Source organism: Streptomyces sp. NPDC107575 (genome assembly GCF_055657265.1).
The window spans coordinates 417,997-443,424 of sequence record NZ_JBVKBG010000004.1; the positions used below are offsets into that span (position 1 = coordinate 417,997).

Consider the following 25,428-nt stretch of genomic DNA (forward strand, 5'->3'; position numbering starts at 1 on the left):
AATGGCCGAGGACCGATGACACTGACGAACTGTGACCGTGTGCACAGAACTTGCGCGGCGGTCAGGCAGGCTGCTCGCCGACGATGCGGCGCAACACCTCGGGCCGCAGTACGACGATGCGGCGGCGCTGTGTGACCACTACACGCTTGTCCCGTAATTCCTTCAGGAGCCGAGCCACTGCTTCACGGGAGGAGCCGACGGAGCCCGCGAACTCCTGCTGACTGAGCCGGACCGTGAGCTCGATGCCGTCGGCGGTGCGATGCCCGTGTGTGCGGACGAGCTCCAGCAGGAGGACGGCGAGCCGTTCGCGCACCGTCAGAGCCGCCCATTCGAGCCGTCGTCGGTCGGTCGCACGCTGCCGGTCGGTGGTCAGGCTCAACAGACGGAGCGCGACGTGCGGGTTGGCGGCGAGGAAAGCGGTGAAGCGCGTCTCGTCCACCACCACCGCCTCGACGGGTTCCAGGGTGGACACGGTCGCCGAGCGGTGCCGACCACTGAGCGCCGCGCCCTCCCCGATGATGTCCCCGGGGCCGCGCAGCGCCAACAGGGCCTCGTAGCCGTTCGCCGCGATGGCTGTGACCTTGGTCCAGCCGTGCAGCAGGAGCAGGACATGGGTGGATGGCTCTTCCTGGTGCATGAGCACACTGCGCGTCGGATAGCGCATGAGGTGACCCACTTCCAACAGGGCCGCGCGGTCTTCCTTCTCCAGCCTGGCCAGGAACGGCACGCCGTCATCGAAACCGTCGTCGTCCCACGCGCGCGTACGCCCCGCCGACATCCACCGCCCCCGTGATCAGCCATGTTGGATTCGCAACCATTCAACGTACGTGAGGGCCACGGCGCAGAGACTGGCAACAATCAGCCGTAGTGGAACTGACTTGGGAACCAGTGGCGGATAATCGGCGTTGAAGCATTATTGAGGGCAGAAGACTTGTGCAGTCGGGTCCCGGGGGAGTGGTCTCGTGTCGAATCCGTCGTGGCAGCCGGTCCCGTGGCCGGGCCAGCAGGGTCATCAGCCGTCGATGCTGGCCGCGCACGCGGACCGGGAGCGCGCCGTCGATGTGCTGCGTGCCGGGTTCGCCGAGGGGCGGCTGCAGCAGAGCGAGTACGAGAAGCGGATCGAGCGGGCCTACCAGGCGCGCACCGTGGGGGAGCTGAGCATGCTCGTCGCCGATCTGCCGCAGGGGCCCGCGCCGCAGCAGCAGATGCAGATGACGGGTGTGCCGCGGACGTTTCTGCCGCCGCCCCCGCCGGCCACCAACGGCAAGGCGATCGGGGCCCTGGTGTGCGGTGTGGGCACGATTTTCAGTGCCGGGGCCTCCAGCATCCCCGCGGTGGTCCTGGGCCACATGGCACGCAAGGAGATCCGCGAGCGGGGCGAGACCGGGGACGGCATGGCGGTGGCCGGGCTGGTGCTCGGCTGGCTGGGCGTGGCCTTCTGGACGCTGATCATCGTCGCGGCCGTGGTGTCGGCGGCCGGCCAGTAGGAGCGGTCGCGCCCGGCGTGTCCTGGCTCCGGGGTATTTGTTTTGACCACAGCGTATGAGATAGGTACGCTCAGACCTTGTGCCTGGGGTGTGCCTGGGCTCGTGTGCGTGTCTTCAGCCGCACGGCGAGTCCGATCATGGCCACCGCAATCTGCCGCCTTCCCGCCTTCGGTGGGGGTCTGCAGTATTCGACACACCCGACCGCGTGGGTCGGGAAACGTTCCAGGTTAGCTTTACTACTCGGCACACAGAAACCGGAGAAGTAGTGCCTACGATCCAGCAGCTGGTCCGGAAGGGCCGGCAGGACAAGGTCGAGAAGAACAAGACGCCCGCACTCGAGGGTTCGCCCCAGCGCCGTGGCGTCTGCACGCGTGTGTTCACGACCACCCCGAAGAAGCCGAACTCGGCCCTCCGTAAGGTCGCGCGTGTGCGTCTGACCAGCGGCATCGAGGTCACGGCCTACATTCCGGGTGAGGGACACAACCTGCAGGAGCACTCCATCGTGCTCGTGCGCGGCGGCCGTGTGAAGGACCTGCCCGGTGTTCGTTACAAGATCATCCGCGGTTCGCTCGACACCCAGGGTGTCAAGAACCGCAAGCAGGCCCGCAGCCGCTACGGCGCCAAGAAGGAGAAGTAAGAATGCCTCGTAAGGGCCCCGCCCCGAAGCGCCCGGTCATCATCGACCCGGTCTACGGTTCTCCTCTGGTGACCTCCCTCATCAACAAGGTGCTGCTGAACGGCAAGCGCTCCACCGCCGAGCGCATTGTGTACGGCGCCATGGAGGGCCTGCGTGAGAAGACCAGCAACGACCCGGTCATCACGCTGAAGCGCGCGCTTGAGAACATCAAGCCGACCCTCGAGGTCAAGTCCCGCCGTGTCGGTGGCGCGACCTACCAGGTGCCGGTTGAGGTCAAGCCCGGCCGCGCCAACACCCTCGCGCTCCGCTGGCTCGTCGGCTACTCGCGCGCTCGCCGCGAGAAGACGATGACCGAGCGTCTGACGAACGAGCTGCTCGACGCCTCGAACGGCCTCGGTGCTGCCGTCAAGAAGCGCGAGGACACGCACAAGATGGCCGAGTCCAACAAGGCCTTCGCGCACTACCGCTGGTAGTCGCAACCCACATCGAGACCGAGAGAAGACTGAAGCCTTATGGCTACCACTTCGCTTGACCTGGCCAAGGTGCGCAACATCGGCATCATGGCCCACATCGACGCGGGCAAGACGACCACCACCGAGCGGATCCTGTTCTACACCGGCGTTTCGTACAAGATCGGTGAGGTCCACGACGGCGCCGCCACGATGGACTGGATGGAGCAGGAGCAGGAGCGTGGCATCACGATCACGTCTGCTGCCACCACCTGCCACTGGCCGCTCGAGAACAACGACTACACGATCAACATCATCGACACCCCGGGGCACGTCGACTTCACCGTTGAGGTGGAGCGCTCCCTGCGTGTGCTCGATGGTGCCGTGACGGTGTTCGACGGTGTCGCCGGTGTCGAGCCGCAGTCCGAGACGGTGTGGCGTCAGGCCGACCGTTACGGCGTGCCGCGCATCTGCTTCGTCAACAAGCTGGACCGTACCGGCGCCGAGTTCCACCGCTGCGTGGACATGATCTCGGACCGCCTGGGCGCCCAGCCGCTCGTCATGCAGCTCCCCATCGGGGCCGAGGCCGACTTCCAGGGTGTCGTCGACCTCGTCACGATGAAGGCGTACGTCTGGTCGGCCGAGGCCGCCAAGGGCGAGGCCTACGACACCGTCGAGATCCCCGACACGCACAAGGAGGCTGCGGACGAGTACCGCGGCAAGCTCCTCGAGGCCGTCGCGGAGAACGACGAGGACATGATGGAGCTGTACCTGGAGGGCACCGAGCCCACCGTGGAGCAGCTGTACGCCGCGATCCGTCGCATCACCATCGCGTCCGGCAAGTCCGCCGACACCACGGTCACCCCGGTGTTCTGCGGTACCGCGTTCAAGAACAAGGGCGTTCAGCCCCTGCTCGACGCGGTCGTGCGCTACCTGCCGACCCCCCTTGACGTCGACTCCATCGAGGGTCACGACGTGAAGGACCCGGAGAAGGTCGTCGCGCGCAAGCCGTCCGAGGAGGAGCCGCTCGCGGCCCTCGCGTTCAAGATCGCGAGCGACCCGCACCTGGGCAAGCTCACCTTCATCCGGGTTTACTCGGGTCGCCTGGAGGCCGGCACCGCGGTGCTGAACTCCGTCAAGGGCAAGAAGGAGCGCATCGGCAAGATCTACCGCATGCACGCGAACAAGCGTGAGGAGATCGCGTCGGTGGGCGCCGGTGACATCGTCGCCGTCATGGGCCTGAAGCAGACCACCACCGGTGAGACGCTGTCCGACGACAAGAACCCGGTCATCCTGGAGTCCATGGACTTCCCGGCGCCGGTCATTCAGGTCGCCATCGAGCCCAAGTCCAAGGGTGACCAGGAGAAGCTGGGTGTCGCCATCCAGCGTCTCGCGGAGGAGGACCCCTCCTTCCAGGTGCACTCGGACGAGGAGACCGGCCAGACCATCATCGGTGGTATGGGTGAGCTCCACCTCGACGTCCTCGTCGACCGCATGCGCCGCGAGTTCAAGGTCGAGGCCAACGTCGGCAAGCCGCAGGTCGCGTACCGCGAGACCATCCGCAAGACGGTCGAGAAGGTCGACTTCACGCACAAGAAGCAGACTGGTGGTACCGGCCAGTTCGCCAAGGTGCAGATCTCGATCGAGCCGATCGAGGGTGGCGACGCGAGCTACGAGTTCGTGAACAAGGTCACCGGTGGTCGTATCCCGAAGGAGTACATCCCTTCGGTCGACGCCGGCTGCCAGGAGGCCATGCAGTTCGGCATCCTCGCCGGTTACGAGATGACCGGTGTTCGCATCACGCTGCTCGACGGTGCCTTCCACGAGGTCGACTCCTCCGAGCTCGCCTTCAAGATCGCCGGTTCGCAGGCGTTCAAGGAGGCCGCGCGCAAGGCCGGTCCCGTGCTCCTTGAGCCGATGATGGCCGTCGAGGTCACCACGCCCGAGGACTACATGGGCGAGGTCATCGGTGACATCAACTCCCGTCGTGGCCAGGTTCAGGCCATGGAGGAGCGGATGGGCGCCCGCCTCGTCAAGGGCCTGGTCCCGCTTTCGGAGATGTTCGGCTACGTCGGCGACCTCCGCAGCAAGACGTCGGGTCGCGCGAGCTACTCGATGCAGTTCGACTCCTACGCCGAGGTTCCGCGGAACGTCGCCGAGGAGATCATCGCGAAGGCCAAGGGCGAGTAACTCACTAGAGTTCACGCTTTAGGCTTGACTCCGGAGCTCTTGGGGCAATTCGCGGCAACAGCCGCGAATTGCCCCGGGAACCCGGCTTTCCAGCAAAGATCACCTGGCGCCGATGAAGCAAGGCGTACAGAACCACTCCACAGGAGGACCCAGTGGCGAAGGCGAAGTTCGAGCGGACTAAGCCGCACGTCAACATCGGCACCATCGGTCACATTGACCACGGTAAGACGACCCTCACGGCCGCCATTACCAAGGTGCTGCACGACGCGTACCCCGACCTGAACGAGGCCTCGGCCTTCGACCAGATCGACAAGGCTCCTGAGGAGCGCCAGCGCGGTATCACGATCTCCATCGCGCACGTCGAGTACCAGACCGAGGCGCGTCACTACGCCCACGTCGACTGCCCGGGTCACGCGGACTACATCAAGAACATGATCACGGGTGCCGCGCAGATGGACGGCGCCATCCTCGTGGTCGCCGCCACCGACGGCCCGATGCCGCAGACCAAGGAGCACGTGCTCCTGGCCCGCCAGGTCGGCGTTCCGTACATCGTCGTCGCCCTGAACAAGGCCGACATGGTGGACGACGAGGAGATCCTGGAGCTCGTCGAGCTCGAGGTCCGTGAGCTCCTCTCCGAGTACGAGTTCCCGGGCGACGACGTTCCGGTCGTCAAGGTCTCGGCGCTCAAGGCGCTCGAGGGCGACAAGGAGTGGGGCGACTCGGTCCTCAAGCTCATGCACGCCGTCGACGAGGCCATCCCGGCCCCGGAGCGCGACGTCGACAAGCCGTTCCTGATGCCGATCGAGGACGTCTTCACGATCACCGGTCGTGGCACGGTCGTCACCGGTCGTATCGAGCGTGGTGTCCTCAAGGTCAACGAGACCGTCGACATCATCGGCATCAAGACCGAGAAGACCACCACCACGGTCACCGGCATCGAGATGTTCCGCAAGCTGCTCGACGAGGGCCAGGCCGGTGAGAACGTCGGTCTCCTCCTCCGTGGCATCAAGCGCGAGGACGTCGAGCGCGGCCAGGTCATCATCAAGCCCGGTTCGGTCACGCCGCACACCGAGTTCGAGGCCCAGGCCTACATCCTGTCCAAGGACGAGGGTGGCCGCCACACGCCGTTCTTCAACAACTACCGTCCGCAGTTCTACTTCCGTACGACGGACGTGACGGGCGTTGTGACCCTCCCCGAGGGCACCGAGATGGTCATGCCGGGCGACAACACCGAGATGTCCGTCCAGCTCATCCAGCCGGTCGCCATGGAAGAGGGCCTGAAGTTCGCCATCCGTGAGGGTGGCCGGACCGTGGGCGCCGGCCAGGTCACCAAGATCAACAAGTAAGTCTCACTTACCTGTTGGGCTTGATGCCTGGTAGCTCCTGGAGCACCTGCTCATAGAGCACCTGAGAGGGCCCGTACGACTTCGGTCGTACGGGCCCTTTCTGCTGTCCTCCCGCTGTTACGCGCGCACCTGCGTCGGCCGCCACAGCCACGGCCGTGTGTCGGGGGACAGGCCCGCCGCGGCCGGGCCGCGGGAGGTCAGGGCCAGGGCGGGGCCGTCCAGGGTGACCGGTGCCGTGCTCGGGCGGGTGGTGCGGCCCGCGTGGTGGAGCTGGATCCGGCCGCTCGTGTCCCGGCCGAGGAGGTGCGTGCCGGCGGCCACCACCGGCCCGTAGCCGGGGAAGTCGATGCGCGGGCCGCCGGGGGACAGCAGCTCGGCGGAGGCCGGTGGGCGGTAGTGGAGGCGGCCGCCGGACACGGCGACCGCGTCGGCCGGGGCGGGCAGCCCCGACAGCGGCGCGGGCCCGTCCGGGGCCCAGTGGTGGACGGTGTCGCGCCCGGGGGCGTAGACGTGCACCTGCCCGTCGTGGACGACCGCCGTGAGCCCGTCCTGCACCGGTCCGCCGTCGAGGTCGCGCCACGGGGACCAGGCCCCGGAGAGGTCCCGCACCCGCGTGCTGATGCCCTGCCCCGCATTGCGTACGAAGAGGTGGACGCGGCCGTCCGGGGCGGCGACGGCCACCGGGACGCCGATGCGGCGGCCGCGGTCGGGATCGCTCTCCGGGTTGCCGAGGCCCTTCCACGCCTGCCGCTCCAGGGCCACGATCTCGCGCACGTCGTCGCCGTCCTGGACGGACGCGAGGCGCAGACCGATGACGAGGTGGCGGCCGTCGGGGAGCGCGAGCGCCGTGAGCGAGGGGGCGAGGGGGCCGCCGCCCAGGTCGGCCGGGTCCCCGAACTCCCCGTCCTTCTCGGTGTACCGGACGGCGCGCAGGCCCAGCACCCCGTACGCGGTGAGCCGTCCGCCGGCGCCCGGGACCAGGGCGAGCCGGGGCCCGGGATACCGGTAGTGGGTGGCGCGGACCCAGCCCTTGCGGTTGGTGAGGGGGCGGTCGCCGCCGACGTTGTAGTCGCCGCAGCCGGACGGGTTGCCGCAGTTCCAGTCGGGGGCGGCGCCGTACGGGACGAGCTGGGCGGCCTTCTCCTCGAGGACCTGGGGCGGCAGGTTCTTCGGCCAGTGGTTGTTGTAGTAGCCGCGGAAGGCGGTGGCGGCGAACGCCGGGGGACCGCCCTTGGCCCGCTGCGACCAGCGGATCAGCGCGGCCCAGCTGAAGCAGGCGACGGCCGTGTGGTCGGCGTGGTCGGAGTAGCCCGGCTGCTCGCTGTCGCGGATCCGCGTGAGCCGGTCGCTGTGCTGGATGTCGGGGTCCGGGTCGAGGGTGTGCACGACGGTCGGGCGGTACCGCTCGAAGAGCGCGACGAGGACGTCGACCAGGGACTCGCGGTCGTACGTCTGGACGGCGCGGAGTGGGGAGCCCACGGGGACGAGGGTGCGCAGCAGGAGGCCCGGTTCGCGCCAGAGCGCGGGGACGCCCATGTGCCCTTCGGGGGTGTGCATGCCGAGGTTCAGGTGCACCAACTCGACGCTGCGGCCCCGGTGTTGGAGCGAGTCGACCTCGACCTGGAAGCCGCCGGGGAGCCGGACGGCGTTCGTGGTCCAGCGGGTGAAGGCGGGGAGGCCGAGCTGGGTCGCGTACGACTGGCGCAGGCCCTGGTGGCGGGCCGAGGAGTAGGCGGCCTTGTCGGGGGCCGGGTCGCGTTCGGCGGGCGTCTTGTTGCGGCCGTCCGCCTCGCCCGCGGTGACGTACACGCAGACGACCGGGGTGCCCGCGTCGAGGGCCTGCCGGGTGTCCGGGTTCATGAAGTACAGGTCGTCGTCGGGGTGGGCGAGGACCTGGAGCAGCAGGGCGCGCTCGGCCTGTGCGGCGGCGCGTCCTGTGGCGGGGGAGGGGACGGTGGTGCGGGGCGGCGCGGGGGAGGTGCGCGAACAGGCGGAGAGGGCGCCCGCGGCGGCGAGCGCGGCGCCGCCGACGAGGGCGCCGCGACGGCCGGGGCCGCGCCCAACGGATATGTACGGCTGGGGTGTTGCAGGTCTTTCCCGCACGGTGGCGTGCACTCCGTTCGCTGCCGAGGCAGCGTTCGGGAGTGGGGCGCTCGCCTCTGTTCAGGTGGTTCACCTCCACAGAGGGGCAACAGGATGCGCGGGTTCCGGTGACCTCGGTCTCTGTACCGGGCCTTTGCCGGACGCTCCCGCGCGTGCCTCGCCGCCGGCCCCCGTGGCGCCGACGGAGAGGTGTGTCCTCAGGGCGCGGTCATGCGCGCTGCCAGAGGGCGGGTACGTTCGGCGGCTCCCAGCCGGGCTGGGCCTGGTGGGCCTGGAGGCAGCGGTAGGTGGCTCCGCCGTACGTCACCGTGGCGCCGGACTGGTAGACGGTGCCCGCGGCCCAGGTGCCGCCGGGGTCTCCGGGGTCGCCCGGGTCGCTGCCGCCCGTGGTCTTCAGCGTCAGGCCGTAGTTCTGCAGCAGCGGGTTGATCGGCTGGAAGAACGTGGTGCCGCCGCTGGTGCAGTTGCCCGAGCCGCCCGAGGTGACGCCCTGGGCCTGGCTGCCGGAGATGAACGAGCCGCCGGAGTCGCCCGGTTCGGCACACACCGAGGTGCGGGTCACGCCCGAGATCGTGCCCTCGGGGTAGGTGACGCTGGTGTTGAGTTGCTGGACCGTGCCGCAGTGCCAGCCGGTCGTGGAGCCTGAGCGGCACACGGAGGAGCCGACCGGCGCCTGGGTGGAGCCGGCGACCTGGACGCTCGACCCGTTCACGTACGGGGTCGCGGTCCAGGACGAGTTGGCGGCCACCCACGCCATGTCGTTGCTCGGGAAGGTCGACGCCTGGAAGGTGCCCTGCGCGACCCGGTTCGACCCGGTGGTGCTGCTGCCCGCCCGCCCGCAGTGCCCGGCCGTGGCGAAGCCCTGCGTGGTGCCGCGGGTGACGGGGAAGCCGATCGAGCAGCGGCTTGAGTTGTTGATGTAGTACGCGTCGCCGCCGCGCAGGTCGTACAGGGGCCTCGGCTGCTGCTTCGACGCGACGACCCGTACGAGCCCGGGGTCCACCCCCGCGGCCTTCAGCAGCGCGGACGCGGCAGCGCTCCGACTCGCCTCCACGACAAGGGAGTTGGAGGCCACGTCGACGTACCAGACCGGTGTCTTCGTGGTGTCGTGGCTCTTCGCGGCCCGGTCGACGCGGGCCTTGGCGGCGTCGAGCGCGGACAGCGTGCGGGCCACGACGGCGGCGCGGGCGCCCGCCGCCTCGATACGGGGGACGTCGGCCGCGTCGGTCGTCGCGACGGTCAGCCGCTGGGACTCGGCGCCGCGCACCCAGGCACCCGCGAAGTCCCGGCCGAGCGCGAGCCGCAGTTTCCCGGCGGTGGCGCCCGCGTCGGCCTCGTTGGCCAGGCGCGCACGGGCCTGCGCGCGGTCGATGTCGAGGTCCCGCTGCATGGCGTTCAGCAGGGCGGGCGGGGCCTCGTCGGTACGGAGGGTCTCGGCGGCCGGGGGCGTGGGCGCGGCCGTCGCGGAACTGCCGAGCCCCGCGACGATCAGCGCGGCCGACGTCGTCAGGGCCGCGCACACGGCCCTGGTGCGTCTGTGGAGCATGGCGTCTCCTCGGTTTCGGTCGTGTCGGTGGGGAGGTGCCGAAACCGTAGGAGTCGGGGCCGGGCCGCATAAGACGTCGGCCGACCCCGGGGGCCGGCGTTATGGAAGCCGCGCGGCGGTGCGCGCGGCGTCCGCGTGCGCGGCCCGTGCCTGCGCGAACAGGAGCGCGGCGGTGTCCGGGTGCTGGGCGCCGGGGTGCAGCCCCAGTAGATGCCGCCACAGCAGCGGGGTCCCGGCGAGCGGGCGCACGGTGATGCCCGGCGTCGGCGGAAACGTGGCCCGGCACAGGCCCACCGCCCGGCCGACCCGCACCAGGTGCGCGCAGGACGCGGTGTCCGTCTCGTACATGCGGCGCGGGGTGAAGCCGGCGCGGGCGCACGCCGCCGTGAAGCAGTCCGCGAAGCAGCCGTCGCCCGGCACACAGGCCCAGGCCTCGACGGCGAGCGCGGCGAGCTCGACCTCGCCGCGGTCCGCCGCCGGATGCCCGTCAGGCAGCATCACGCAGACCGGGTCCAGGGCGATCTCCCGCCACTCCAGGTGGGCGGGGCCCGGCGGGGGAGCGGTGCCGCAGGTGCCGAGCAGGGCGAAGTCGAGCAGGCCCTGGTCCACGTGGTCCGCGAGCTCCCGCTCGGACCAGGAGGCGCGAGTGGTCACGGCGGTGTCCGGCAGCTCCTCGGCGAGCCGGTCGACCAGGGCGCCGAGCAGCGGGCCGTGCGTGCCGCCGAGCCGCAGCCGCTCATGGGCCCGCCGGGAGCGGGAGAACCGGGTCGCCTCCTGCTGCAGCCCGGACACGGCGGGCAGTACGATCCGGGCGCGCTCCAGGACCAGCTCGCCGAGGGCGGTGGCGCGCACCCCGTGCCGACCGCGCTCGAACAGTTCTCCGCCGAGTGTTCGTTCGATGCGCTTGAGCTGGGCGCTCAGTGCGGGCTGCGCGAGCCCCAGCGCGGTCGCCGCCCGGGTGAGGCTGCCCGCATCGGCGATCGCCCGGACCGTCCTGAGATGCCGCAACTCCAGCTCCATGAAGGGAGCTTGAGGCGTACGGGCAACGGGAGCAAGGGGCTGGTACAGGCCAATGCGGGGCGTACGGTGAGGGGACGCGGCAGCGCGACACGGACACCCCTGGTTTGACCTTCGTCACTGAGGGGGTACTCTCTTCGGCTCGATTGGCCCCCGACGTGCCCTGTGTGGCAGACTGTCGGGGTTGCTCGGTTGAGTGCCGATGCTGCGCGCCTCCCGCCGGGAGGACCGGAAGCGAGTCCCACAGTACTCGTCGGCTGTATCTATCCCTCGGGGTAGCAATCGGCCGGACGTACGGGAATCTTCCGGGAAGCTCAGCGCGGTTCCCCGACCAGGCGCTCGGTGGGTTTCTTCCCCCGTGCATGCGGTTTCGGCCGCAGACCCTTAGCAGGGAAATCCATGCGGATATTTCTGTGAGCGGGACTGCGACACGCCCGACCGCGTGGGGCGGAGGAAGTGTGAAACAGGGCCCCCGGGTTCCAGAGCGTTACGAGAGACAGGACTACTAAGTAGCCATGGCGGGACAGAAGATCCGCATCCGGCTCAAGGCCTACGACCACGAGGTCATCGACTCCTCGGCGAAGAAGATCGTCGAGACGGTGACCCGCACTGGTGCGTCGGTCGCGGGCCCGGTGCCGCTGCCTACCGAGAAGAACGTGTACTGCGTCATCAAGTCGCCGCACAAGTACAAGGACTCTCGCGAGCACTTCGAGATGCGCACGCACAAGCGCCTCATCGACATCCTCGACCCGACTCCGAAGACCGTTGACTCCCTGATGCGACTCGACCTTCCGGCCGGCGTCGACATCGAGATCAAGCTCTGAGGGCCGGTGATCTGAAGATGACTAAGCAGATCAAGGGCATCCTGGGCGAGAAGCTCGGCATGACGCAGGTGTGGGACGAGAACAACCGTGTTGTTCCGGTCACCGTCGTCAAGGCCGGTCCGAACGTGATCACCCAGGTTCGTACCAACGACGTCGACGGTTACGACTCCGTCCAGCTCGCCTTCGGCGAGATCGACCCGCGCAAGGTGAACAAGCCCCTCAAGGGCCACTTCGCCAAGGCCGATGTCACCCCCCGTCGCCACCTCGTCGAGATTCGTACGCCGGACGCGTCCGAGTACACCCTCGGCCAGGAGATCACCGCTGAGGTGTTCGACGGCGGCGTCAAGGTGGACGTGACCGGCCAGAGCAAGGGCAAGGGCTTCGCCGGTGGCATGAAGCGGCACAACTTCAAGGGCGGCAAGGCCTCCCACGGTGCCCACCGCATCCACCGCAAGCCGGGCTCCATTGGCGGCTGCGCCACCCCCGGCCGTGTGTTCAAGGGCACCCGCATGGCGGGCCGCATGGGCAACGAGCGGGTCACCACCCAGAACCTGACCGTCCACGCCGTTGACGCGGAGAAGGGTCTGCTGCTCATCAAGGGCGCGGTTCCTGGTCCGAACGGCGGCCTCGTCCTGGTCCGTACCGCGACCAAGGGGGCCTGAGGTAACCGATGAGCACTGTTGACATCCTTTCGCCGGCGGGCGACAAGGCCGGGTCCGTCGAGCTCCCCGCGGAGATCTTCGACGTTGAGAAGATCAGCGTTCCGCTGATCCACCAGGTCGTCGTCGCACAGCTGGCCGCTGCCCGTCAGGGCACGCACAAGACCAAGACCCGTGGCGAAGTCCGCGGCGGTGGCAAGAAGCCGTACCGCCAGAAGGGCACCGGCCGCGCCCGTCAGGGCTCGACCCGTGCGCCGCAGTTCGCCGGCGGTGGCGTCGTCCACGGCCCCGTGCCGCGTGACTACTCGCAGCGGACCCCGAAGAAGATGAAGGCTGCCGCGCTGCGTCACGCCCTCACCGACCGGGCCCGCAACGCTCGCATCCACGTCGTCTCCGGCGTGGTCGAGGGCGAGGTCTCCACCAAGGCCGCCAAGACGCTGTTCGGCAAGATCTCGGAGCGCAAGAACGTGCTCCTGGTCGCCGACCGCGCCGACGAGGCCGCGTGGCTCTCCGCCCGCAACCTGCCCCAGGTCCACATCCTGGAGCCGGGCCAGCTGAACACGTACGACGTTCTCGTCTCGGACGACGTGGTCTTCACCAAGGCCGCTTTCGAGTCCTTCGTGTCTGGCCCCAAGGCCGCTGACACCGAAGGGAGCGAGGCCTGATGGCTACGCGTCACCCGAGCATTGCCTCCAAGGCTGCGAAGGCCGCCAAGGCCGCGCGCGTCGCCAAGGCGAAGCGCATCGCGACCGAGGGCAAGGTCGCCGTTGAGCCGACCCCGCTGAGCAAGTCCTTCTCGGACCCGCGCGACGTCCTCGTCAAGCCGGTCGTCTCCGAGAAGTCGTACGCGCTGCTCGACGAGGGCAAGTACACGTTCGTCGTGGCCCCCGGCGCCAACAAGACCCAGATCAAGCAGGCCGTCGAGGCGGTCTTCTCGGTCAAGGTCACCGGCGTCAACACGATCAACCGTCAGGGCAAGCGGAAGCGTACGCGCACCGGTTTCGGCAAGCGTGCCGACACCAAGCGCGCCATCGTGACCCTCGCTGAGGGCGACCGTATCGACATCTTCGGCCAGGCCTCCTAACGGAGACCCTGGTCCGAATATCGGACGAGGACTGAGAAATGGGAATCCGCAAGTACAAGCCGACGACGCCGGGCCGCCGTGGCTCCTCCGTCGCCGACTTCGTCGAGGTAACGCGGTCCACGCCGGAGAAGTCGCTGGTCCGCCCGCTGCACAGCAAGGGCGGCCGTAACAACGCCGGTCGGATCACCGTTCGCCACCAGGGTGGCGGACACAAGCGCGCCTTCCGAGTGATCGACTTCCGTCGTCACGACAAGGACGGCGTGCCGGCGAAGGTCGCTCACATCGAGTACGACCCGAACCGCACTGCGCGCATCGCGCTCCTGCACTACGCGGACGGCGAGAAGCGCTACATCCTGGCCCCGCGCGGTCTCGCGCAGGGCGCCAAGGTGGAGAACGGCCCCGCTGCCGACATCAAGCCCGGTAACAACCTGGCGCTCCGCAACATCCCGGTCGGTACCACGATCCACGCGATCGAGCTCCGTCCCGGTGGTGGCGCCAAGTTCGCCCGCTCCGCGGGTGCCTCCGTGCAGCTGCTCGCGAAGGAGGGCTCGATGGCCCACCTTCGTATGCCCTCCGGCGAGATCCGCCTGGTCGACGTGCGCTGCCGCGCCACCGTCGGCGAGGTCGGCAACGCCGAGCAGAGCAACATCAACTGGGGCAAGGCCGGCCGCATGCGCTGGAAGGGCGTCCGCCCGACCGTGCGTGGTGTCGTCATGAACCCGGTCGACCACCCGCACGGTGGTGGTGAAGGCAAGACCTCCGGTGGTCGCCACCCGGTCTCGCCGTGGGGCCAGAAGGAGGGTCGTACTCGTGATCGCAACAAGGCGAGCAACAAGTACATCGTCCGCCGCCGCAAGTCGAACAAGAAGCGCTAGGAGCGGGTTTAGATGCCGCGCAGTCTCAAGAAGGGACCCTTCGTCGACGGCCACCTCGTGAAGAAGGTGGACGCTCAGAACGAAGCCGGTTCCAAGAACGTCATCAAGACCTGGTCCCGCCGCTCGATGATCATCCCCAGCATGCTGGGTCACACGATCGCGGTGCACAACGGCAAGACCCACATCCCGGTGTTCGTCACCGAGTCGATGGTCGGCCACAAGCTCGGCGAGTTCTCGCCGACGCGCACCTTCCGGGGTCACGTCAAGGACGACCGGAAGTCGAAGCGCCGCTAAGGCGGGGTGGAATCGACTATGACTAACACCGAAGGGACAACCATGGAAGCCAGGGCCCAGGCGCGGTACATCCGCGTCACGCCCATGAAGGCCCGCCGCGTGGTGGACCTCATCCGTGGCATGGATGCCACGGAGGCTCAGGCGGTCCTGCGTTTCGCCCCGCAGGCCGCTAGCCAGCCGGTGGGCAAGGTGCTCGACAGCGCCATCGCCAACGCCGCGCACAACTACGACCACCCTGACGCCTCTTCGCTGTTCATCAGCGAGGCGTACGTGGACGAGGGCCCGACCCTGAAGCGGTTCCGTCCGCGTGCTCAGGGCCGTGCCTACCGGATCCGTAAGCGGACCAGCCACATCACCGTGGTCGTCAGCAGCAAGGAAGGAACCCGGTAATGGGCCAGAAGGTAAACCCGCACGGGTTCCGGCTCGGTGTCACGACCGACTTCAAGTCGCGTTGGTACGCCGACAAGCTGTACAAGGACTACGTCAAGGAAGACGTCGCCATCCGTCGGATGATGACGTCCGGCATGGAGCGCGCCGGCATCTCGAAGGTTGAGATCGAGCGCACCCGTGACCGCGTGCGTGTGGACATCCACACCGCTCGTCCCGGCATCGTCATCGGCCGCCGTGGCGCCGAGGCCGACCGCATCCGCGGTGACCTCGAGAAGCTCACGGGCAAGCAGGTCCAGCTGAACATCCTCGAGGTCAAGAGCCCCGAGACCGACGCTCAGCTGGTTGCCCAGGCCGTTGCCGAGCAGCTGTCCTCCCGCGTCTCCTTCCGTCGTGCCATGCGCAAGAGCATGCAGGGCACGATGAAGGCCGGCGCCAAGGGCATCAAGATCCAGTGTGGCGGTCGTCTCGGCGGTGCCGAGATGTCCCGTTCGGAGTTCTACCGCGAGGGCCGCGTGCCCCTGCACACGCTCCGCGCCAACGTGGACTACGGCTTCTTCGAGGCCAAGACGACCTTCGGCCGCATCGGCGTGAAGGTCTGGATCTACAAGGGCGACGTCAAGAACATCGCCGAGGTTCGCGCCGAGAACGCCGCAGCCCGCGCCGGCAACCGTCCGGCCCGTGGCGGCAACGACCGCCCGGCCCGTGGTGGCCGTGGTGGCGAGCGTGGCGGTCGCGGTCGCAAGCCGCAGCAGTCGGCTCCGGCCGCCGAGGCCCCCAAGGCCGAGGCGCCCGCCGCTGCTCCGGCTGAGAGCACCGGAACGGAGGCCTGACCGAAATGCTGATCCCCCGTAGGGTCAAGCACCGCAAGCAGCACCACCCGAAGCGCAGCGGTATGTCCAAGGGTGGCACGCAGGTTGCGTTCGGTGAGTACGGCATTCAGGCCCTCACCCCGGCGTACGTGACGAACCGTCAGATCGAGGCCGCTCGTATCGCCATGACGCGTCACATCAAGCGTGGCGGCAAGGTCTGGATCAACATCTACCCGGACCGCCCCCTCACCAAGAAGCCTGCCGAGACCCGCATGGGTTCCGGTAAGGGTTCCCCGGAGTGGTGGGTCGCCAACGTCAAGCCCGGACGCGTGATGTTCGAGCTGTCGTACCCCAACGAGAAGACCGCGCGCGAGGCGCTGACTCGTGCAGCTCACAAGCTGCCGATGAAGTGCAAGATCGTCAAGCGCGAGGCAGGTGAAGCGTGATGTCGGCCGGAACCAAGGCGTCTGAGCTGCGCGAGCTGGGCAACGAGGAGCTTGTCGCCAAGCTCCGCGAGGCCAAGGAAGAGCTGTTCAACCTCCGCTTCCAGGCGGCGACGGGTCAGCTCGAGAACCACGGCCGGCTCAAGGCCGTCCGCAAGGACATCGCGCGGATCTACACCCTCATGCGCGAGCGCGAGCTGGGCATCGAGACGGTGGAGAGCGCCTGATGAGCGAGAAGACTGTGACTGAAGAGACCGCCGCCCGCGGCTTCCGCAAGACCCGTGAGGGCCTTGTTGTCAGCGACAAGATGGACAAGACCGTCGTCGTCGCTGTCGAGGACCGCGTCAAGCACGCCCTGTACGGCAAGGTCATCCGCCGTACGAACAAGCTCAAGGCGCACGACGAGCAGAACGCTGCCGGTGTCGGCGACCGCGTCCTCCTGATGGAGACGCGTCCGCTGTCGGCGAGCAAGCGCTGGCGCATCGTCGAGATCCTCGAGAAGGCCAAGTAATTCTCTGAGGCATCCCTCAGAGTTCGTTCCGCCAGGCTCGGTGCAGAAGCGCTAGTCACTAGCGCTTCTGCACCGGGAACCGGCAGACAAACAGGAGATAGACGTGATCCAGCAGGAGTCGCGACTGCGCGTCGCCGACAACACGGGTGCGAAGGAAATTCTCACCATCCGTGTTCTCGGTGGCTCGGGTCGCCGCTACGCGGGCATCGGTGACGTCATCGTCGCCACCGTCAAGGACGCGATCCCCGGTGGCAACGTGAAGAAGGGTGACGTCGTCAAGGCGGTCATCGTTCGCACCGTCAAGGAGCGCCGCCGTCCGGACGGCTCGTACATCCGCTTCGACGAGAACGCCGCCGTCATTCTGAAGAACGACGGCGACCCTCGCGGCACCCGTATCTTCGGCCCGGTGGGCCGTGAGCTGCGCGAGAAGAAGTTCATGAAGATCATCTCGCTCGCGCCGGAGGTGCTGTAAGCATGAAGATCAAGAAGGGCGACCTGGTCCAGGTCATCACCGGTAAGGACAAGGGCAAGCAGGGCAAGGTCATTGCCGCTTACCCGCGCGACGAGCGCGTCCTGGTCGAGGGTGTCAACCGGGTCAAGAAGCACACGAAGGCCGGCCCGACCGCCAGCGGCTCGCAGGCCGGCGGCATCGTGACCACCGAGGCCCCCGTCCACGTCTCCAACGTCCAGCTGGTCGTGGAGAAGGACGGCAACAAGGTTGTCACGCGCGTCGGTTACCGCTTCGACGACGAGGGCAACAAGATCCGCGTTGCCAAGCGGACGGGTGAGGACATCTGATGACGACCACCACCACTCCGCGTCTCAAGACGAAGTACCGCGAGGAGATCACGGCGAAGCTGCAGGAGGAGTTCTCGTACGAGAACGTCATGCAGATTCCCGGTCTCGTGAAGGTCGTCGTGAACATGGGTGTCGGCGACGCCGCCCGTGACTCGAAGCTCATGGACGGTGCCGTCCGTGACCTCACGACGATCACCGGCCAGAAGCCGGCCATCACCAAGGCTCGCAAGTCCATCGCGCAGTTCAAGCTGCGTGAGGGTCAGCCGATCGGTGCCCACGTCACGCTCCGTGGCGACCGCATGTGGGAGTTCCTGGACCGCACCCTGTCGCTCGCGCTGCCGCGCATCCGCGACTTCCGCGGCCTGTCCCCCAAGCAGTTCGACGGCCGTGGCAACTACACCTTCGGTCTCACGGAGCAGGTCATGTTCCACGAGATCGACCAGGACAAGATCGACCGCGTCCGGGGTATGGACATCACCGTGGTCACCACGGCGACCAACGACGACGAGGGCCGTGCCCTTCTGCGTCACCTCGGCTTCCCGTTCAAGGAGGCGTAAGCGAGATGGCGAAGAAGGCTCTTATTGCCAAGGCTGCTCGTAAGCCGAAGTTCGGTGTCCGGGGCTACACGCGCTGCCAGCGCTGCGGCCGCCCGCACTCCGTGTACCGCAAGTTCGGCCTCTGCCGCGTGTGCCTTCGTGAGATGGCTCACCGTGGCGAGCTGCCGGGCGTGACCAAGAGCTCCTGGTAGTCCCTTAATTGGGATTGCCCGGATCTCTCGGTAAGTAGAGGGTCGGCAGAGGCCCCAGCTCTCATGGCTTACGCTAGGAGGGTTGGGCGCTTCTGCCGCCCTGACCGACTTACTACGCCGTAGGTCCCCGCGCCGCACCCGTCCCGCCCCTGTGTGGGGAGAGGGATGGCGCATACAGGAAACCCCGGCGAGAGAGGCCGAAGGCCAATTCATGACCATGACTGATCCGATCGCAGACATGCTTACGCGTCTGCGGAACGCGAACTCGGCATACCACGACTCCGTGTCGATGCCGCACAGCAAGATCAAGTCGCACATCGCGGAGATCCTCCAGCAGGAGGGTTTCATCACCGGCTGGAAGGTCGAGGACGCCGAGGTCGGCAAGAACCTCGTCCTGGAGCTGAAGTTCGGCCCGAACCGTGAGCGTTCGATCGCCGGCATCAAGCGCATCTCCAAGCCGGGTCTGCGTGTTTACGCGAAGTCCACCAACCTGCCGAAGGTCCTCGGTGGCCTGGGCGTGGCGATCATCTCCACGTCGCACGGTCTCCTGACCGGCCAGCAGGCAGGCAAGAAGGGCGTGGGTGGGGAAGTCCTCGCCTACGTCTGGTAGCGGAAGGAATCGGAGGAAACAGCTATGTCGCGTATTGGCAAGCTCCCCATCACGGTTCCCGCCGGCGTGGACGTCACCATCGACGGCCAGACGGTCTCGGTGAAGGGCCCCAAGGGTTCCCTGAGCCACACCGTTGCGGCGCCGATCGAGATCGCCAAGGGTGAGGACGGCGTTCTGGCCGTCACCCGCCCGAACGACGAGCGTCAGAACAAGGCCCTCCACGGCCTGTCCCGCACGCTGGTGGCGAACATGATCACCGGCGTGACCACGGGTTACGTGAAGAAGCTCGAAATCAGCGGTGTCGGTTACCGCGTCCTGGCGAAGGGCTCCAACCTGGAGTTCTCGCTCGGCTACAGCCACCCGATCCTGGTCGAGGCGCCCGAGGGCATCTCGTTCAAGGTCGAGGGTCCGACCAAGTTCTCGGTCGAGGGCATCGACAAGCAGAAGGTCGGCGAGGTTGCGGCCAACATCCGCAAGCTGCGCAAGCCCGACCCGTACAAGGCCAAGGGCGTCAAGTACGAAGGCGAAGTCATCCGCCGCAAGGTCGGAAAGGCGGGTAAGTAAGCCATGGCATACGGTCAGAAGATCGCTAAGGGCGACGCTTACAAGCGTGCGGCCATCAAGCGCCGCCACATTCGTATCCGCAAGAACATGTCGGGTACGGCCGAGCGTCCGCGCCTGGTCGTGACGCGCTCGAACCGGAACATCGTGGCGCAGGTCATCGACGACGTTAAGGGTCACACCCTCGCGTCGGCGTCGACCCTGGACACGTCGATCCGCGGCGGCGAGGGCGACAAGTCCGCGCAGGCCAAGTCGGTCGGCGCCCTGGTCGCCGAGCGCGCCAAGGCCGCCGGTGTCGAGGCTGTCGTGTTCGACCGTGGTGGTAACCAGTACGCCGGGCGCATCGCTGCCCTGGCGGACGCCGCCCGCGAAGCCGGACTCAAGTTCTGAGTCTTGCCCGTTCGCGCAGCGCTTTTTGATGCTGCGTAGCTAGCGGAAACAGAGAGAGGTAATTCCAATGGCTGGACCCCAGCGCCGCGGTGGCGGTGCCGGTGGCGGCGAGCGGCGGGACCGGAAGGGTCGCGACGGTGGCAACGCCGCCGAGAAGACCGCGTACGTTGAGCGCGTTGTCGCGATCAACCGCGTCGCCAAGGTTGTGAAGGGTGGTCGTCGCTTCAGCTTCACTGCGCTCGTCGTAGTGGGCGACGGTGACGGCACCGTGGGTGTCGGTTACGGCAAGGCCAAGGAGGTGCCGGCCGCCATCGCCAAGGGTGTTGAGGAGGCCAAGAAGCACTTCTTCAAGGTCCCCCGTATCCAGGGCACCATCCCGCACCCGATCCAGGGTGAGAAGGCTGCCGGCGTCGTGCTGCTCAAGCCCGCGTCCCCGGGTACCGGTGTTATCGCCGGTGGTCCGGTGCGCGCCGTGCTCGAGTGCGCCGGCGTTCACGACATCCTGTCGAAGTCGCTCGGCTCCGACAACGCGATCAACATCGTGCACGCCACGGTGGAGGCCCTGCGTGGTCTGCAGCGTCCCGAGGAGATCGCGGCTCGCCGTGGTCTGCCCCTCGAGGACGTCGCTCCCGCGGCCCTGCTGCGTGCGCGTGCCGGGGCTGGTGCGTAATGGCGCAGCTCAAGATCACGCAGACGAAGTCGTACATCGGCAGCAAGCAGAACCACCGTGACACCCTGCGTTCCCTTGGTCTCAAGGGCATCAACACGCAGGTCGTCAAGGAGGATCGTCCCGAGTTCCGCGGCATGGTGCAGACCGTCCGCCACCTCGTGACGGTCGAGGAGGTCGACTGATCATGGGTGAGCAGAACCCGCTCAAGATCCACAACCTCCGTCCGGCCCCCGGCGCCAAGACCGCCAAGACCCGTGTCGGTCGTGGTGAGGCGTCGAAGGGTAAGACGGCCGGTCGTGGTACCAAGGGCACCAAGGCCCGTTACCAGGTTCCGGAGCGCTTCGAGGGTGGCCAGATGCCCCTCCACATGCGTCTCCCGAAGCTCAAGGGCTTCAAGAACCCGTTCAAGACCGAGTTCCAGGTCGTGAACCTGGACAAGCTGGCTTCGCTCTACCCCGAGGGTGGCGAGGTCACGGTCGAGGGCCTCGTGGCCAAGGGTGCCGTGCGCAAGAACAGCCTCGTCAAGGTCCTGGGCCAGGGCGAGATCTCCGTGGCGCTGCAGGTGACGGTCGATTCCGTCTCCGGCTCCGCCAAGGAGAAGATCACCGCCGCGGGCGGTACGGTCACCGAGCTCGTCTGAGCCAATCAGGCGTCTTGATGACGTGAACGTCCCTACCGGGGATGCCCCACATATGGGGCATCCCCGGTTGGTCGTTCCAAGGGGGGCAGTTACGCCGGTAAGGTGGCGTCCGCTGTTAAGTTCCGGGCTTTGTGTGCCCCCGGCACCAATCCCGGGTCTTGGCCGTTAGACCGTTTACGTATTTGTCGAATCCTCAAGACCGTCACCTCTGACGCACGCGCGCGGGGGTCGCAGGAGGCACCGTGCTCACCGCGTTCGCCCGGGCGTTCAAGACGCCCGACCTGCGCAAGAAGCTGCTCTTCACGCTGGGCATCATCGTGATCTACCGGCTCGGGGCGCACATCCCGATCCCCGGCGTGGATTATCAGAACGTCCAAACGTGCATGAACCAGGCCAACTCCAGCTCCGGCCTGTTCGGTCTGGTCAACATGTTCAGCGGTGGCGCGCTGCTGCAGATCACGGTCTTCGCGCTCGGCATCATGCCGTACATCACCGCGAGCATCATTCTGCAGCTGCTCACCGTGGTGATCCCGCGTCTGGAAGCCCTCAAGAAGGAGGGTCAGGCCGGCACGGCGAAGATCACGCAGTACACCCGCTACCTGACCGTGGCGCTCGCCATCCTTCAGGGCACCGGCCTCGTCGCCACCGCCCGCACCGGCGCGCTCTTCCAGGGCTGCCCGGTCGCCAGCGAGATCGTCCCGGACCAGTCGATCTTCATCACGATCACGATGGTCATCACGATGACCGCCGGTACCTGCGTGATGATGTGGCTCGGCGAGCTCGTCACCGACAAGGGCATCGGCAACGGCATGTCGATCCTGATGTTCATCTCGATCGCCGCCACCTTCCCGTCCGCCCTGTGGGCCATCAAGAAGCAGGGCTCGCTGGCCGACGGCTGGATCGAGTTCGGCACGGTCATCCTCGTCGGCCTCGTCATGGTCGCCCTGGTCGTCTTCGTCGAGCAGGCCCAGCGCCGTATCCCGGTGCAGTACGCGAAGCGCATGATCGGCCGCCGTTCCTACGGCGGTACGTCCACGTACATCCCGCTCAAGGTGAATCAGGCGGGTGTGATCCCTGTCATCTTTGCCTCCTCGCTGCTCTACATTCCGGCCCTGGTCGCCCAGTTCGCCGGTGGAGATTCGCAGTGGAAGGTGTGGATCGACGACCACCTGACCAAGGGAAATCACCCGATTTACATCGTCACGTACTTCCTCCTGATCGTTTTCTTCGCGTTCTTCTACGTGGCGATCTCGTTCAACCCCGAGGAAGTCGCCGACAACATGAAGAAGTATGGTGGCTTCATCCCGGGCATCCGGGCTGGCCGACCGACCGCTGAGTACCTTTCGTACGTGCTCAACCGGATCACCTGGCCGGGTTCGCTGTACTTGGGCCTGATCGCTCTCGTGCCGACGATGGCGTTGGTTGGTTTCGGGGCAAACCAGAACTTCCCGTTCGGTGGCACGAGCATCCTGATCATCGTGGGTGTCGGCCTGGAGACGGTGAAGCAGATCGAGAGCCAGCTCCAGCAGCGCAATTACGAAGGGTTCCTCCGCTGATGCGAATCGTCCTCGTCGGGCCGCCCGGTGCTGGCAAGGGAACGCAGGCCGCGTTCCTGGCCAAGAACCTGTCGATTCCGCACATCTCCACGGGCGACCTCTTCCGTGCCAACATCAGCCAGGGCACGGAGCTGGGCAAGAAGGCCAAGTCCTACATGGACGCCGGCCAGCTGGTCCCGGACGAGGTCACCATCGGGATGGCGAAGGACCGCATGGAGCAGGCGGACGCCGTGAACGGCTTCCTGCTCGATGGCTTCCCGCGCAACGTCTCGCAGGCCGAGGCGCTCGACGTCGCCCTCAAGGCCGACGACGTCACGCTGGACGCGGTCCTCGACCTGGAGGTCCCCGAGGACGAGGTGGTCAAGCGCATCGCCGGCCGCCGCATCTGCCGTAACGACTCGGCACACGTCTTCCACGTCACGTACAAGCAGCCCGAGACCGAGGGTGTCTGCGACACCTGCGGCGGCGAGCTGTACCAGCGTGACGACGACAAGGAAGAGACCGTGCGCAAGCGGCTCGAGGTCTACCACACGCAGACCGAGCCGATCATCGACTACTACCGGGAGCAGGGGCTCGTCGTGACGATCTCCGCCCTGGGCAAGGTCGAGGAAGTCACGGGCCGGGCCATGGAGGCCCTGAAGCGCTGAGCGCTTCCTTCGTACGTGCCTGAGGCCGCGGTTCCCCGTCGAGGGGGCCGCGGCCTTAGTGTTGGTGGGTACTGGACGTACGTAACCCTCGTACTCGTACCGGATGACGGAGAGCGCAGGCCCCCATGGTGCAGATCAAGACCCCCGACCAGATTCGCAAGATGCGGGAGGCGGGGCTTGTCGTCGCGGCGATCCACGCGGCGACCCGTGAGGCGGCCGTGCCGGGCGCGACCACCAAGGATCTGGACGAGGTGGCCCGCAAGGTGCTCGCCGAGCACGGGGCGAAGTCGAACTTCCTCGGCTACGGCGGCTTCCCGGCGACGATCTGCACCTCGAAGAACGAGGTCGTCGTGCACGGCATCCCGAGCGACGACGTCGTCCTGGAGGACGGCGACATCATCTCGATCGACGCGGGCGCCATCGTGGACGGCTGGCACGGCGACGCGGCGTACACGGCCTTCGTGGGGTCCGGTCACGCTCCGGAGCTGATCGAGCTGTCCCGGGTCACCGAGGAGTCCATGTGGGCCGGGCTCGCGGCGATGAAGCAGGGCAACCGGCTGGTGGACATCTCCCGCGCCATCGAGTCGTACATCCGCCGCCAGCCGAAGCCGGGCGGCGGCAAGTACGGGATCGTCGAGGACTACGGCGGCCACGGCATCGGCACCGAGATGCACATGGACCCGCACCTGCTGAACTACGTGGAGCGGCGCCGCGGCAAGGGCCCGAAGCTCGTCCCCGGCTTCTGCCTCGCCATCGAGCCGATGGTCTCCCTCGGTACGCCGAAGACGGAGACGCTCTCGGACGACTGGACGGTCATCACGACGGACGGCACGTGGTCCTCGCACTGGGAGCACTCGGTCGCCCTCACGGAGGAGGGCCCTCTCGTCCTCACATCCCCCGACGGCGGCAAGGCCAAGCTCGCGGAACTGGGTGTCACGGCGGCGCCGGATCCGCTGGGCTGATTGCGGGGCCGCGGGGCTTAGTGATCTCCGGGGTGGGGCAGAATCACGAGATTCGTCTTTCCGGGGGTACTGACGTAGACTGACTCGTCGGCTCTCGTGTATGCGCATGTCTCCATGCGGGCACGGAAGTCGATCAAGGTAGTCGATTCGAAGGGCGAAGCGTGGCCAAGAAGCAAGGTGCCATCGAGATCGAGGGCACTGTCGTCGAGTCTCTGCCGAACGCCATGTTCAAGGTCGAGCTCCAGAACGGCCACCAGGTCCTGGCACACATCAGCGGCAAGATGCGCATGCACTACATCCGCATCCTCCCTGACGACCGGGTCGTGGTGGAGCTGTCTCCGTACGACCTCACGCGTGGCCGGATCGTCTACCGGTACAAGTAGATCTTGCCCTAGTCCCGCCTCGGTGGGCCGCCGGCAACTGACCCGGAGAACCTCACCCATGAAGGTCAAGCCGAGCGTCAAGAAGATCTGCGACAAGTGCAGGGTGATCCGCCGTCACGGTCGGGTCATGGTGATCTGCGACAACCCGCGCCACAAGCAGCGCCAGGGCTGACGTAGACCCGTTCACTGCAGTTCGTTCGTAGATCTCGCGCGACGCAGCACATTACGTACATATGCAGAGCCCGCCGGCGACGGTTCCCGTCGTGGCGACACCTTCGGTCGGAGGCCGGGGACTCAGTTCGTACCAACCCTTTGGAACAAAGGGGACGGCGGCTGGGAGTGGTTCTGCTGCAGACCTCCGAAGAATCAACAGGAGCCATGAATGGCACGCGTTGAAGGTGTTGACCTCCCGCGCGAGAAGCGCATCGAGGTCGCCCTCACCTACGTGTTCGGCATCGGCCGCACGCGCGCCCAGCAGACGCTGGACGCCATCGGTGTCGACCGCAACATCCGCGTTCGCGACATCTCCGAGGAAGACCTCGTGAAGATCCGTGAGTACGTGGACCAGAACTTCCAGACCGAGGGTGACCTCCGTCGCGAGATTCAGGCCGACATCCGCCGCAAGGTCGAGATCGGCTGCTACCAGGGTCTGCGTCACCGTCGCGGCCTGCCGGTCCACGGTCAGCGCACCAGCACGAACGCTCGTACCCGCAAGGGCCCGCGTCGCGCCATCGCCGGTAAGAAGAAGCCGGGCAAGAAGTAGTCCTCAGCGGACGCTCACCAGCGGTCTTCGCTGTAG

The 25,428-nt window shown here is 67.2% G+C and carries 36 protein-coding genes; 32 read left to right on the plus strand and 4 right to left on the minus strand.

Annotation, left to right across the window (positions count from 1 at the left end):
- Nucleotides 1–61: 61 nt before the first annotated feature.
- Nucleotides 62–778, minus strand: coding sequence for a Crp/Fnr family transcriptional regulator (locus ACZ7L4_RS21500; RefSeq protein WP_472104660.1), 717 nt, complete (start codon nt 776–778; stop codon nt 62–64).
- Nucleotides 779–962: 184 nt separating this feature from the next.
- On the opposite strand from ACZ7L4_RS21500, the gene ACZ7L4_RS21505 reads away from it, so the two are divergent.
- The 5 genes from ACZ7L4_RS21505 (at nt 963) to tuf (ending at nt 6,109) form a co-directional block, all read left to right on the plus strand.
- Nucleotides 963–1,487, plus strand: coding sequence for a DUF1707 and DUF4190 domain-containing protein (locus tag ACZ7L4_RS21505; RefSeq protein ID WP_472104662.1), 525 nt, complete (start codon nt 963–965; stop codon nt 1,485–1,487).
- A gap of 265 nt (nt 1,488–1,752) precedes the next feature.
- Nucleotides 1,753–2,124, plus strand: a complete 372-nt coding sequence (gene rpsL / locus ACZ7L4_RS21510) for a 30S ribosomal protein S12 (protein ID WP_003948652.1) — start codon at nt 1,753–1,755, stop codon at nt 2,122–2,124.
- A 2-nt stretch (nt 2,125–2,126) separates the two neighbouring features.
- Nucleotides 2,127–2,597: a 30S ribosomal protein S7 gene (rpsG, locus tag ACZ7L4_RS21515; protein ID WP_399227929.1), complete on the plus strand. Its 471-nt coding sequence runs from the start codon at nt 2,127–2,129 to the stop codon at nt 2,595–2,597.
- 39 nt (nt 2,598–2,636) lie between these two features.
- Nucleotides 2,637–4,763: an elongation factor G gene (gene fusA / locus ACZ7L4_RS21520; RefSeq protein WP_450816584.1), complete on the plus strand. Its 2,127-nt coding sequence runs from the start codon at nt 2,637–2,639 to the stop codon at nt 4,761–4,763.
- Between the two features lie 152 nt (nt 4,764–4,915).
- The gene (gene tuf, locus ACZ7L4_RS21525; RefSeq protein ID WP_399227927.1) at nt 4,916–6,109 is read left to right on the plus strand and encodes an elongation factor Tu; all 1,194 of its coding nucleotides are present in this window, start codon (nt 4,916–4,918) and stop codon (nt 6,107–6,109) included.
- 117 nt (nt 6,110–6,226) lie between these two features.
- On the opposite strand, the gene ACZ7L4_RS21530 is transcribed toward tuf, so the two are convergent.
- The 3 genes from ACZ7L4_RS21530 to ACZ7L4_RS21540 form a co-directional block, all read right to left on the minus strand.
- Nucleotides 6,227–8,212, minus strand: a complete 1,986-nt coding sequence (locus ACZ7L4_RS21530) for a PIG-L family deacetylase (protein ID WP_472104664.1) — start codon at nt 8,210–8,212, stop codon at nt 6,227–6,229.
- 208 nt (nt 8,213–8,420) lie between these two features.
- Nucleotides 8,421–9,758 (minus strand): trypsin-like serine protease, encoded by a 1,338-nt coding sequence (locus ACZ7L4_RS21535; protein WP_472104666.1) that lies wholly within the window; start codon nt 9,756–9,758, stop codon nt 8,421–8,423.
- Between the two features lie 99 nt (nt 9,759–9,857).
- Nucleotides 9,858–10,778 carry a LysR family transcriptional regulator gene (locus ACZ7L4_RS21540; RefSeq protein WP_472104668.1) on the minus strand — a complete coding sequence of 307 codons (921 nt, stop codon included), beginning with the start codon at nt 10,776–10,778 and terminating at the stop codon, nt 9,858–9,860.
- A gap of 512 nt (nt 10,779–11,290) precedes the next feature.
- Between ACZ7L4_RS21540 and rpsJ the strand changes: the two genes are divergently transcribed.
- The 27 genes from rpsJ to rpsM all read left to right on the plus strand — a co-directional run bounded on the left by rpsJ (nt 11,291) and on the right by rpsM (nt 25,392).
- On the plus strand, nt 11,291–11,599 hold the full coding sequence (gene rpsJ, locus ACZ7L4_RS21545; RefSeq protein WP_003948644.1) for a 30S ribosomal protein S10: 309 nt from the start codon (nt 11,291–11,293) through the stop codon (nt 11,597–11,599).
- A 17-nt stretch (nt 11,600–11,616) separates the two neighbouring features.
- Entirely contained in the window at nt 11,617–12,261 is a 645-nt protein-coding gene (gene rplC, locus ACZ7L4_RS21550) for a 50S ribosomal protein L3 (RefSeq protein ID WP_422408941.1), read from the plus strand.
- Nucleotides 12,262–12,269: 8 nt separating this feature from the next.
- On the plus strand, nt 12,270–12,923 hold the full coding sequence (gene rplD / locus ACZ7L4_RS21555; protein ID WP_450816578.1) for a 50S ribosomal protein L4: 654 nt from the start codon (nt 12,270–12,272) through the stop codon (nt 12,921–12,923).
- Nucleotides 12,923–13,342: a 50S ribosomal protein L23 gene (gene rplW / locus ACZ7L4_RS21560; RefSeq protein ID WP_399227913.1), complete on the plus strand. Its 420-nt coding sequence runs from the start codon at nt 12,923–12,925 to the stop codon at nt 13,340–13,342. The genes rplD and rplW overlap by 1 nt, the downstream gene beginning before the upstream one ends.
- Before the next feature lie 38 nt (nt 13,343–13,380).
- Nucleotides 13,381–14,217 carry a 50S ribosomal protein L2 gene (rplB, locus tag ACZ7L4_RS21565; RefSeq protein ID WP_266713074.1) on the plus strand — a complete coding sequence of 279 codons (837 nt, stop codon included), beginning with the start codon at nt 13,381–13,383 and terminating at the stop codon, nt 14,215–14,217.
- 12 nt (nt 14,218–14,229) lie between these two features.
- A complete protein-coding gene (gene rpsS / locus ACZ7L4_RS21570) occupies nt 14,230–14,511 on the plus strand; it encodes a 30S ribosomal protein S19 (protein ID WP_018528354.1) in 282 nt (93 codons plus the stop codon).
- Nucleotides 14,512–14,553: 42 nt separating this feature from the next.
- A complete protein-coding gene (gene rplV / locus ACZ7L4_RS21575) occupies nt 14,554–14,901 on the plus strand; it encodes a 50S ribosomal protein L22 (protein ID WP_385755885.1) in 348 nt (115 codons plus the stop codon).
- On the plus strand, nt 14,901–15,731 hold the full coding sequence (gene rpsC / locus ACZ7L4_RS21580) for a 30S ribosomal protein S3 (protein WP_472104671.1): 831 nt from the start codon (nt 14,901–14,903) through the stop codon (nt 15,729–15,731). Before rplV ends, rpsC begins: the two co-directional genes overlap by 1 nt.
- Nucleotides 15,732–15,736: 5 nt before the next feature.
- Nucleotides 15,737–16,156, plus strand: a complete 420-nt coding sequence (gene rplP / locus ACZ7L4_RS21585) for a 50S ribosomal protein L16 (protein WP_018528356.1) — start codon at nt 15,737–15,739, stop codon at nt 16,154–16,156.
- Nucleotides 16,156–16,380 (plus strand): 50S ribosomal protein L29, encoded by a 225-nt coding sequence (rpmC, locus tag ACZ7L4_RS21590; RefSeq protein WP_017949657.1) that lies wholly within the window; start codon nt 16,156–16,158, stop codon nt 16,378–16,380. The genes rplP and rpmC overlap by 1 nt, the downstream gene beginning before the upstream one ends.
- Entirely contained in the window at nt 16,380–16,664 is a 285-nt protein-coding gene (rpsQ, locus tag ACZ7L4_RS21595) for a 30S ribosomal protein S17 (RefSeq protein ID WP_266713085.1), read from the plus strand. The genes rpmC and rpsQ overlap by 1 nt, the downstream gene beginning before the upstream one ends.
- Nucleotides 16,665–16,767: 103 nt before the next feature.
- On the plus strand, nt 16,768–17,136 hold the full coding sequence (gene rplN, locus ACZ7L4_RS21600) for a 50S ribosomal protein L14 (protein WP_003974257.1): 369 nt from the start codon (nt 16,768–16,770) through the stop codon (nt 17,134–17,136).
- 2 nt (nt 17,137–17,138) lie between these two features.
- Nucleotides 17,139–17,462 (plus strand): 50S ribosomal protein L24, encoded by a 324-nt coding sequence (rplX, locus tag ACZ7L4_RS21605; RefSeq protein ID WP_016645174.1) that lies wholly within the window; start codon nt 17,139–17,141, stop codon nt 17,460–17,462.
- Nucleotides 17,462–18,019, plus strand: a complete 558-nt coding sequence (gene rplE / locus ACZ7L4_RS21610) for a 50S ribosomal protein L5 (protein WP_389270534.1) — start codon at nt 17,462–17,464, stop codon at nt 18,017–18,019. The genes rplX and rplE overlap by 1 nt, the downstream gene beginning before the upstream one ends.
- A gap of 5 nt (nt 18,020–18,024) precedes the next feature.
- On the plus strand, nt 18,025–18,210 hold the full coding sequence (locus ACZ7L4_RS21615) for a type Z 30S ribosomal protein S14 (RefSeq protein ID WP_003948630.1): 186 nt from the start codon (nt 18,025–18,027) through the stop codon (nt 18,208–18,210).
- Nucleotides 18,211–18,421: 211 nt separating this feature from the next.
- The gene (gene rpsH, locus ACZ7L4_RS21620) at nt 18,422–18,820 is read left to right on the plus strand and encodes a 30S ribosomal protein S8 (protein WP_158989430.1); all 399 of its coding nucleotides are present in this window, start codon (nt 18,422–18,424) and stop codon (nt 18,818–18,820) included.
- Nucleotides 18,821–18,844: 24 nt separating this feature from the next.
- On the plus strand, nt 18,845–19,384 hold the full coding sequence (rplF, locus tag ACZ7L4_RS21625) for a 50S ribosomal protein L6 (protein WP_450816576.1): 540 nt from the start codon (nt 18,845–18,847) through the stop codon (nt 19,382–19,384).
- 3 nt (nt 19,385–19,387) lie between these two features.
- Nucleotides 19,388–19,771 carry a 50S ribosomal protein L18 gene (rplR, locus tag ACZ7L4_RS21630; RefSeq protein WP_326020847.1) on the plus strand — a complete coding sequence of 128 codons (384 nt, stop codon included), beginning with the start codon at nt 19,388–19,390 and terminating at the stop codon, nt 19,769–19,771.
- 67 nt (nt 19,772–19,838) lie between these two features.
- Nucleotides 19,839–20,441: a 30S ribosomal protein S5 gene (rpsE, locus tag ACZ7L4_RS21635; RefSeq protein WP_306320975.1), complete on the plus strand. Its 603-nt coding sequence runs from the start codon at nt 19,839–19,841 to the stop codon at nt 20,439–20,441.
- Nucleotides 20,441–20,623, plus strand: coding sequence for a 50S ribosomal protein L30 (gene rpmD / locus ACZ7L4_RS21640; RefSeq protein ID WP_030567278.1), 183 nt, complete (start codon nt 20,441–20,443; stop codon nt 20,621–20,623). The genes rpsE and rpmD overlap by 1 nt, the downstream gene beginning before the upstream one ends.
- A gap of 2 nt (nt 20,624–20,625) precedes the next feature.
- The gene (gene rplO, locus ACZ7L4_RS21645) at nt 20,626–21,081 is read left to right on the plus strand and encodes a 50S ribosomal protein L15 (protein ID WP_385755893.1); all 456 of its coding nucleotides are present in this window, start codon (nt 20,626–20,628) and stop codon (nt 21,079–21,081) included.
- Nucleotides 21,082–21,323: 242 nt separating this feature from the next.
- On the plus strand, nt 21,324–22,637 hold the full coding sequence (gene secY / locus ACZ7L4_RS21650) for a preprotein translocase subunit SecY (RefSeq protein ID WP_385755895.1): 1,314 nt from the start codon (nt 21,324–21,326) through the stop codon (nt 22,635–22,637).
- Nucleotides 22,637–23,284 (plus strand): adenylate kinase, encoded by a 648-nt coding sequence (locus ACZ7L4_RS21655; protein ID WP_472104677.1) that lies wholly within the window; start codon nt 22,637–22,639, stop codon nt 23,282–23,284. The genes secY and ACZ7L4_RS21655 overlap by 1 nt, the downstream gene beginning before the upstream one ends.
- A gap of 125 nt (nt 23,285–23,409) precedes the next feature.
- Nucleotides 23,410–24,246 (plus strand): type I methionyl aminopeptidase, encoded by an 837-nt coding sequence (gene map, locus ACZ7L4_RS21660; RefSeq protein ID WP_472104679.1) that lies wholly within the window; start codon nt 23,410–23,412, stop codon nt 24,244–24,246.
- A gap of 161 nt (nt 24,247–24,407) precedes the next feature.
- Nucleotides 24,408–24,629 (plus strand): translation initiation factor IF-1, encoded by a 222-nt coding sequence (gene infA / locus ACZ7L4_RS21665; RefSeq protein WP_003948620.1) that lies wholly within the window; start codon nt 24,408–24,410, stop codon nt 24,627–24,629.
- A gap of 58 nt (nt 24,630–24,687) precedes the next feature.
- Nucleotides 24,688–24,801, plus strand: coding sequence for a 50S ribosomal protein L36 (gene rpmJ, locus ACZ7L4_RS21670; RefSeq protein WP_003974245.1), 114 nt, complete (start codon nt 24,688–24,690; stop codon nt 24,799–24,801).
- 210 nt (nt 24,802–25,011) lie between these two features.
- A complete protein-coding gene (gene rpsM, locus ACZ7L4_RS21675; RefSeq protein WP_306320981.1) occupies nt 25,012–25,392 on the plus strand; it encodes a 30S ribosomal protein S13 in 381 nt (126 codons plus the stop codon).
- Nucleotides 25,393–25,428 lie beyond the last annotated feature (36 nt).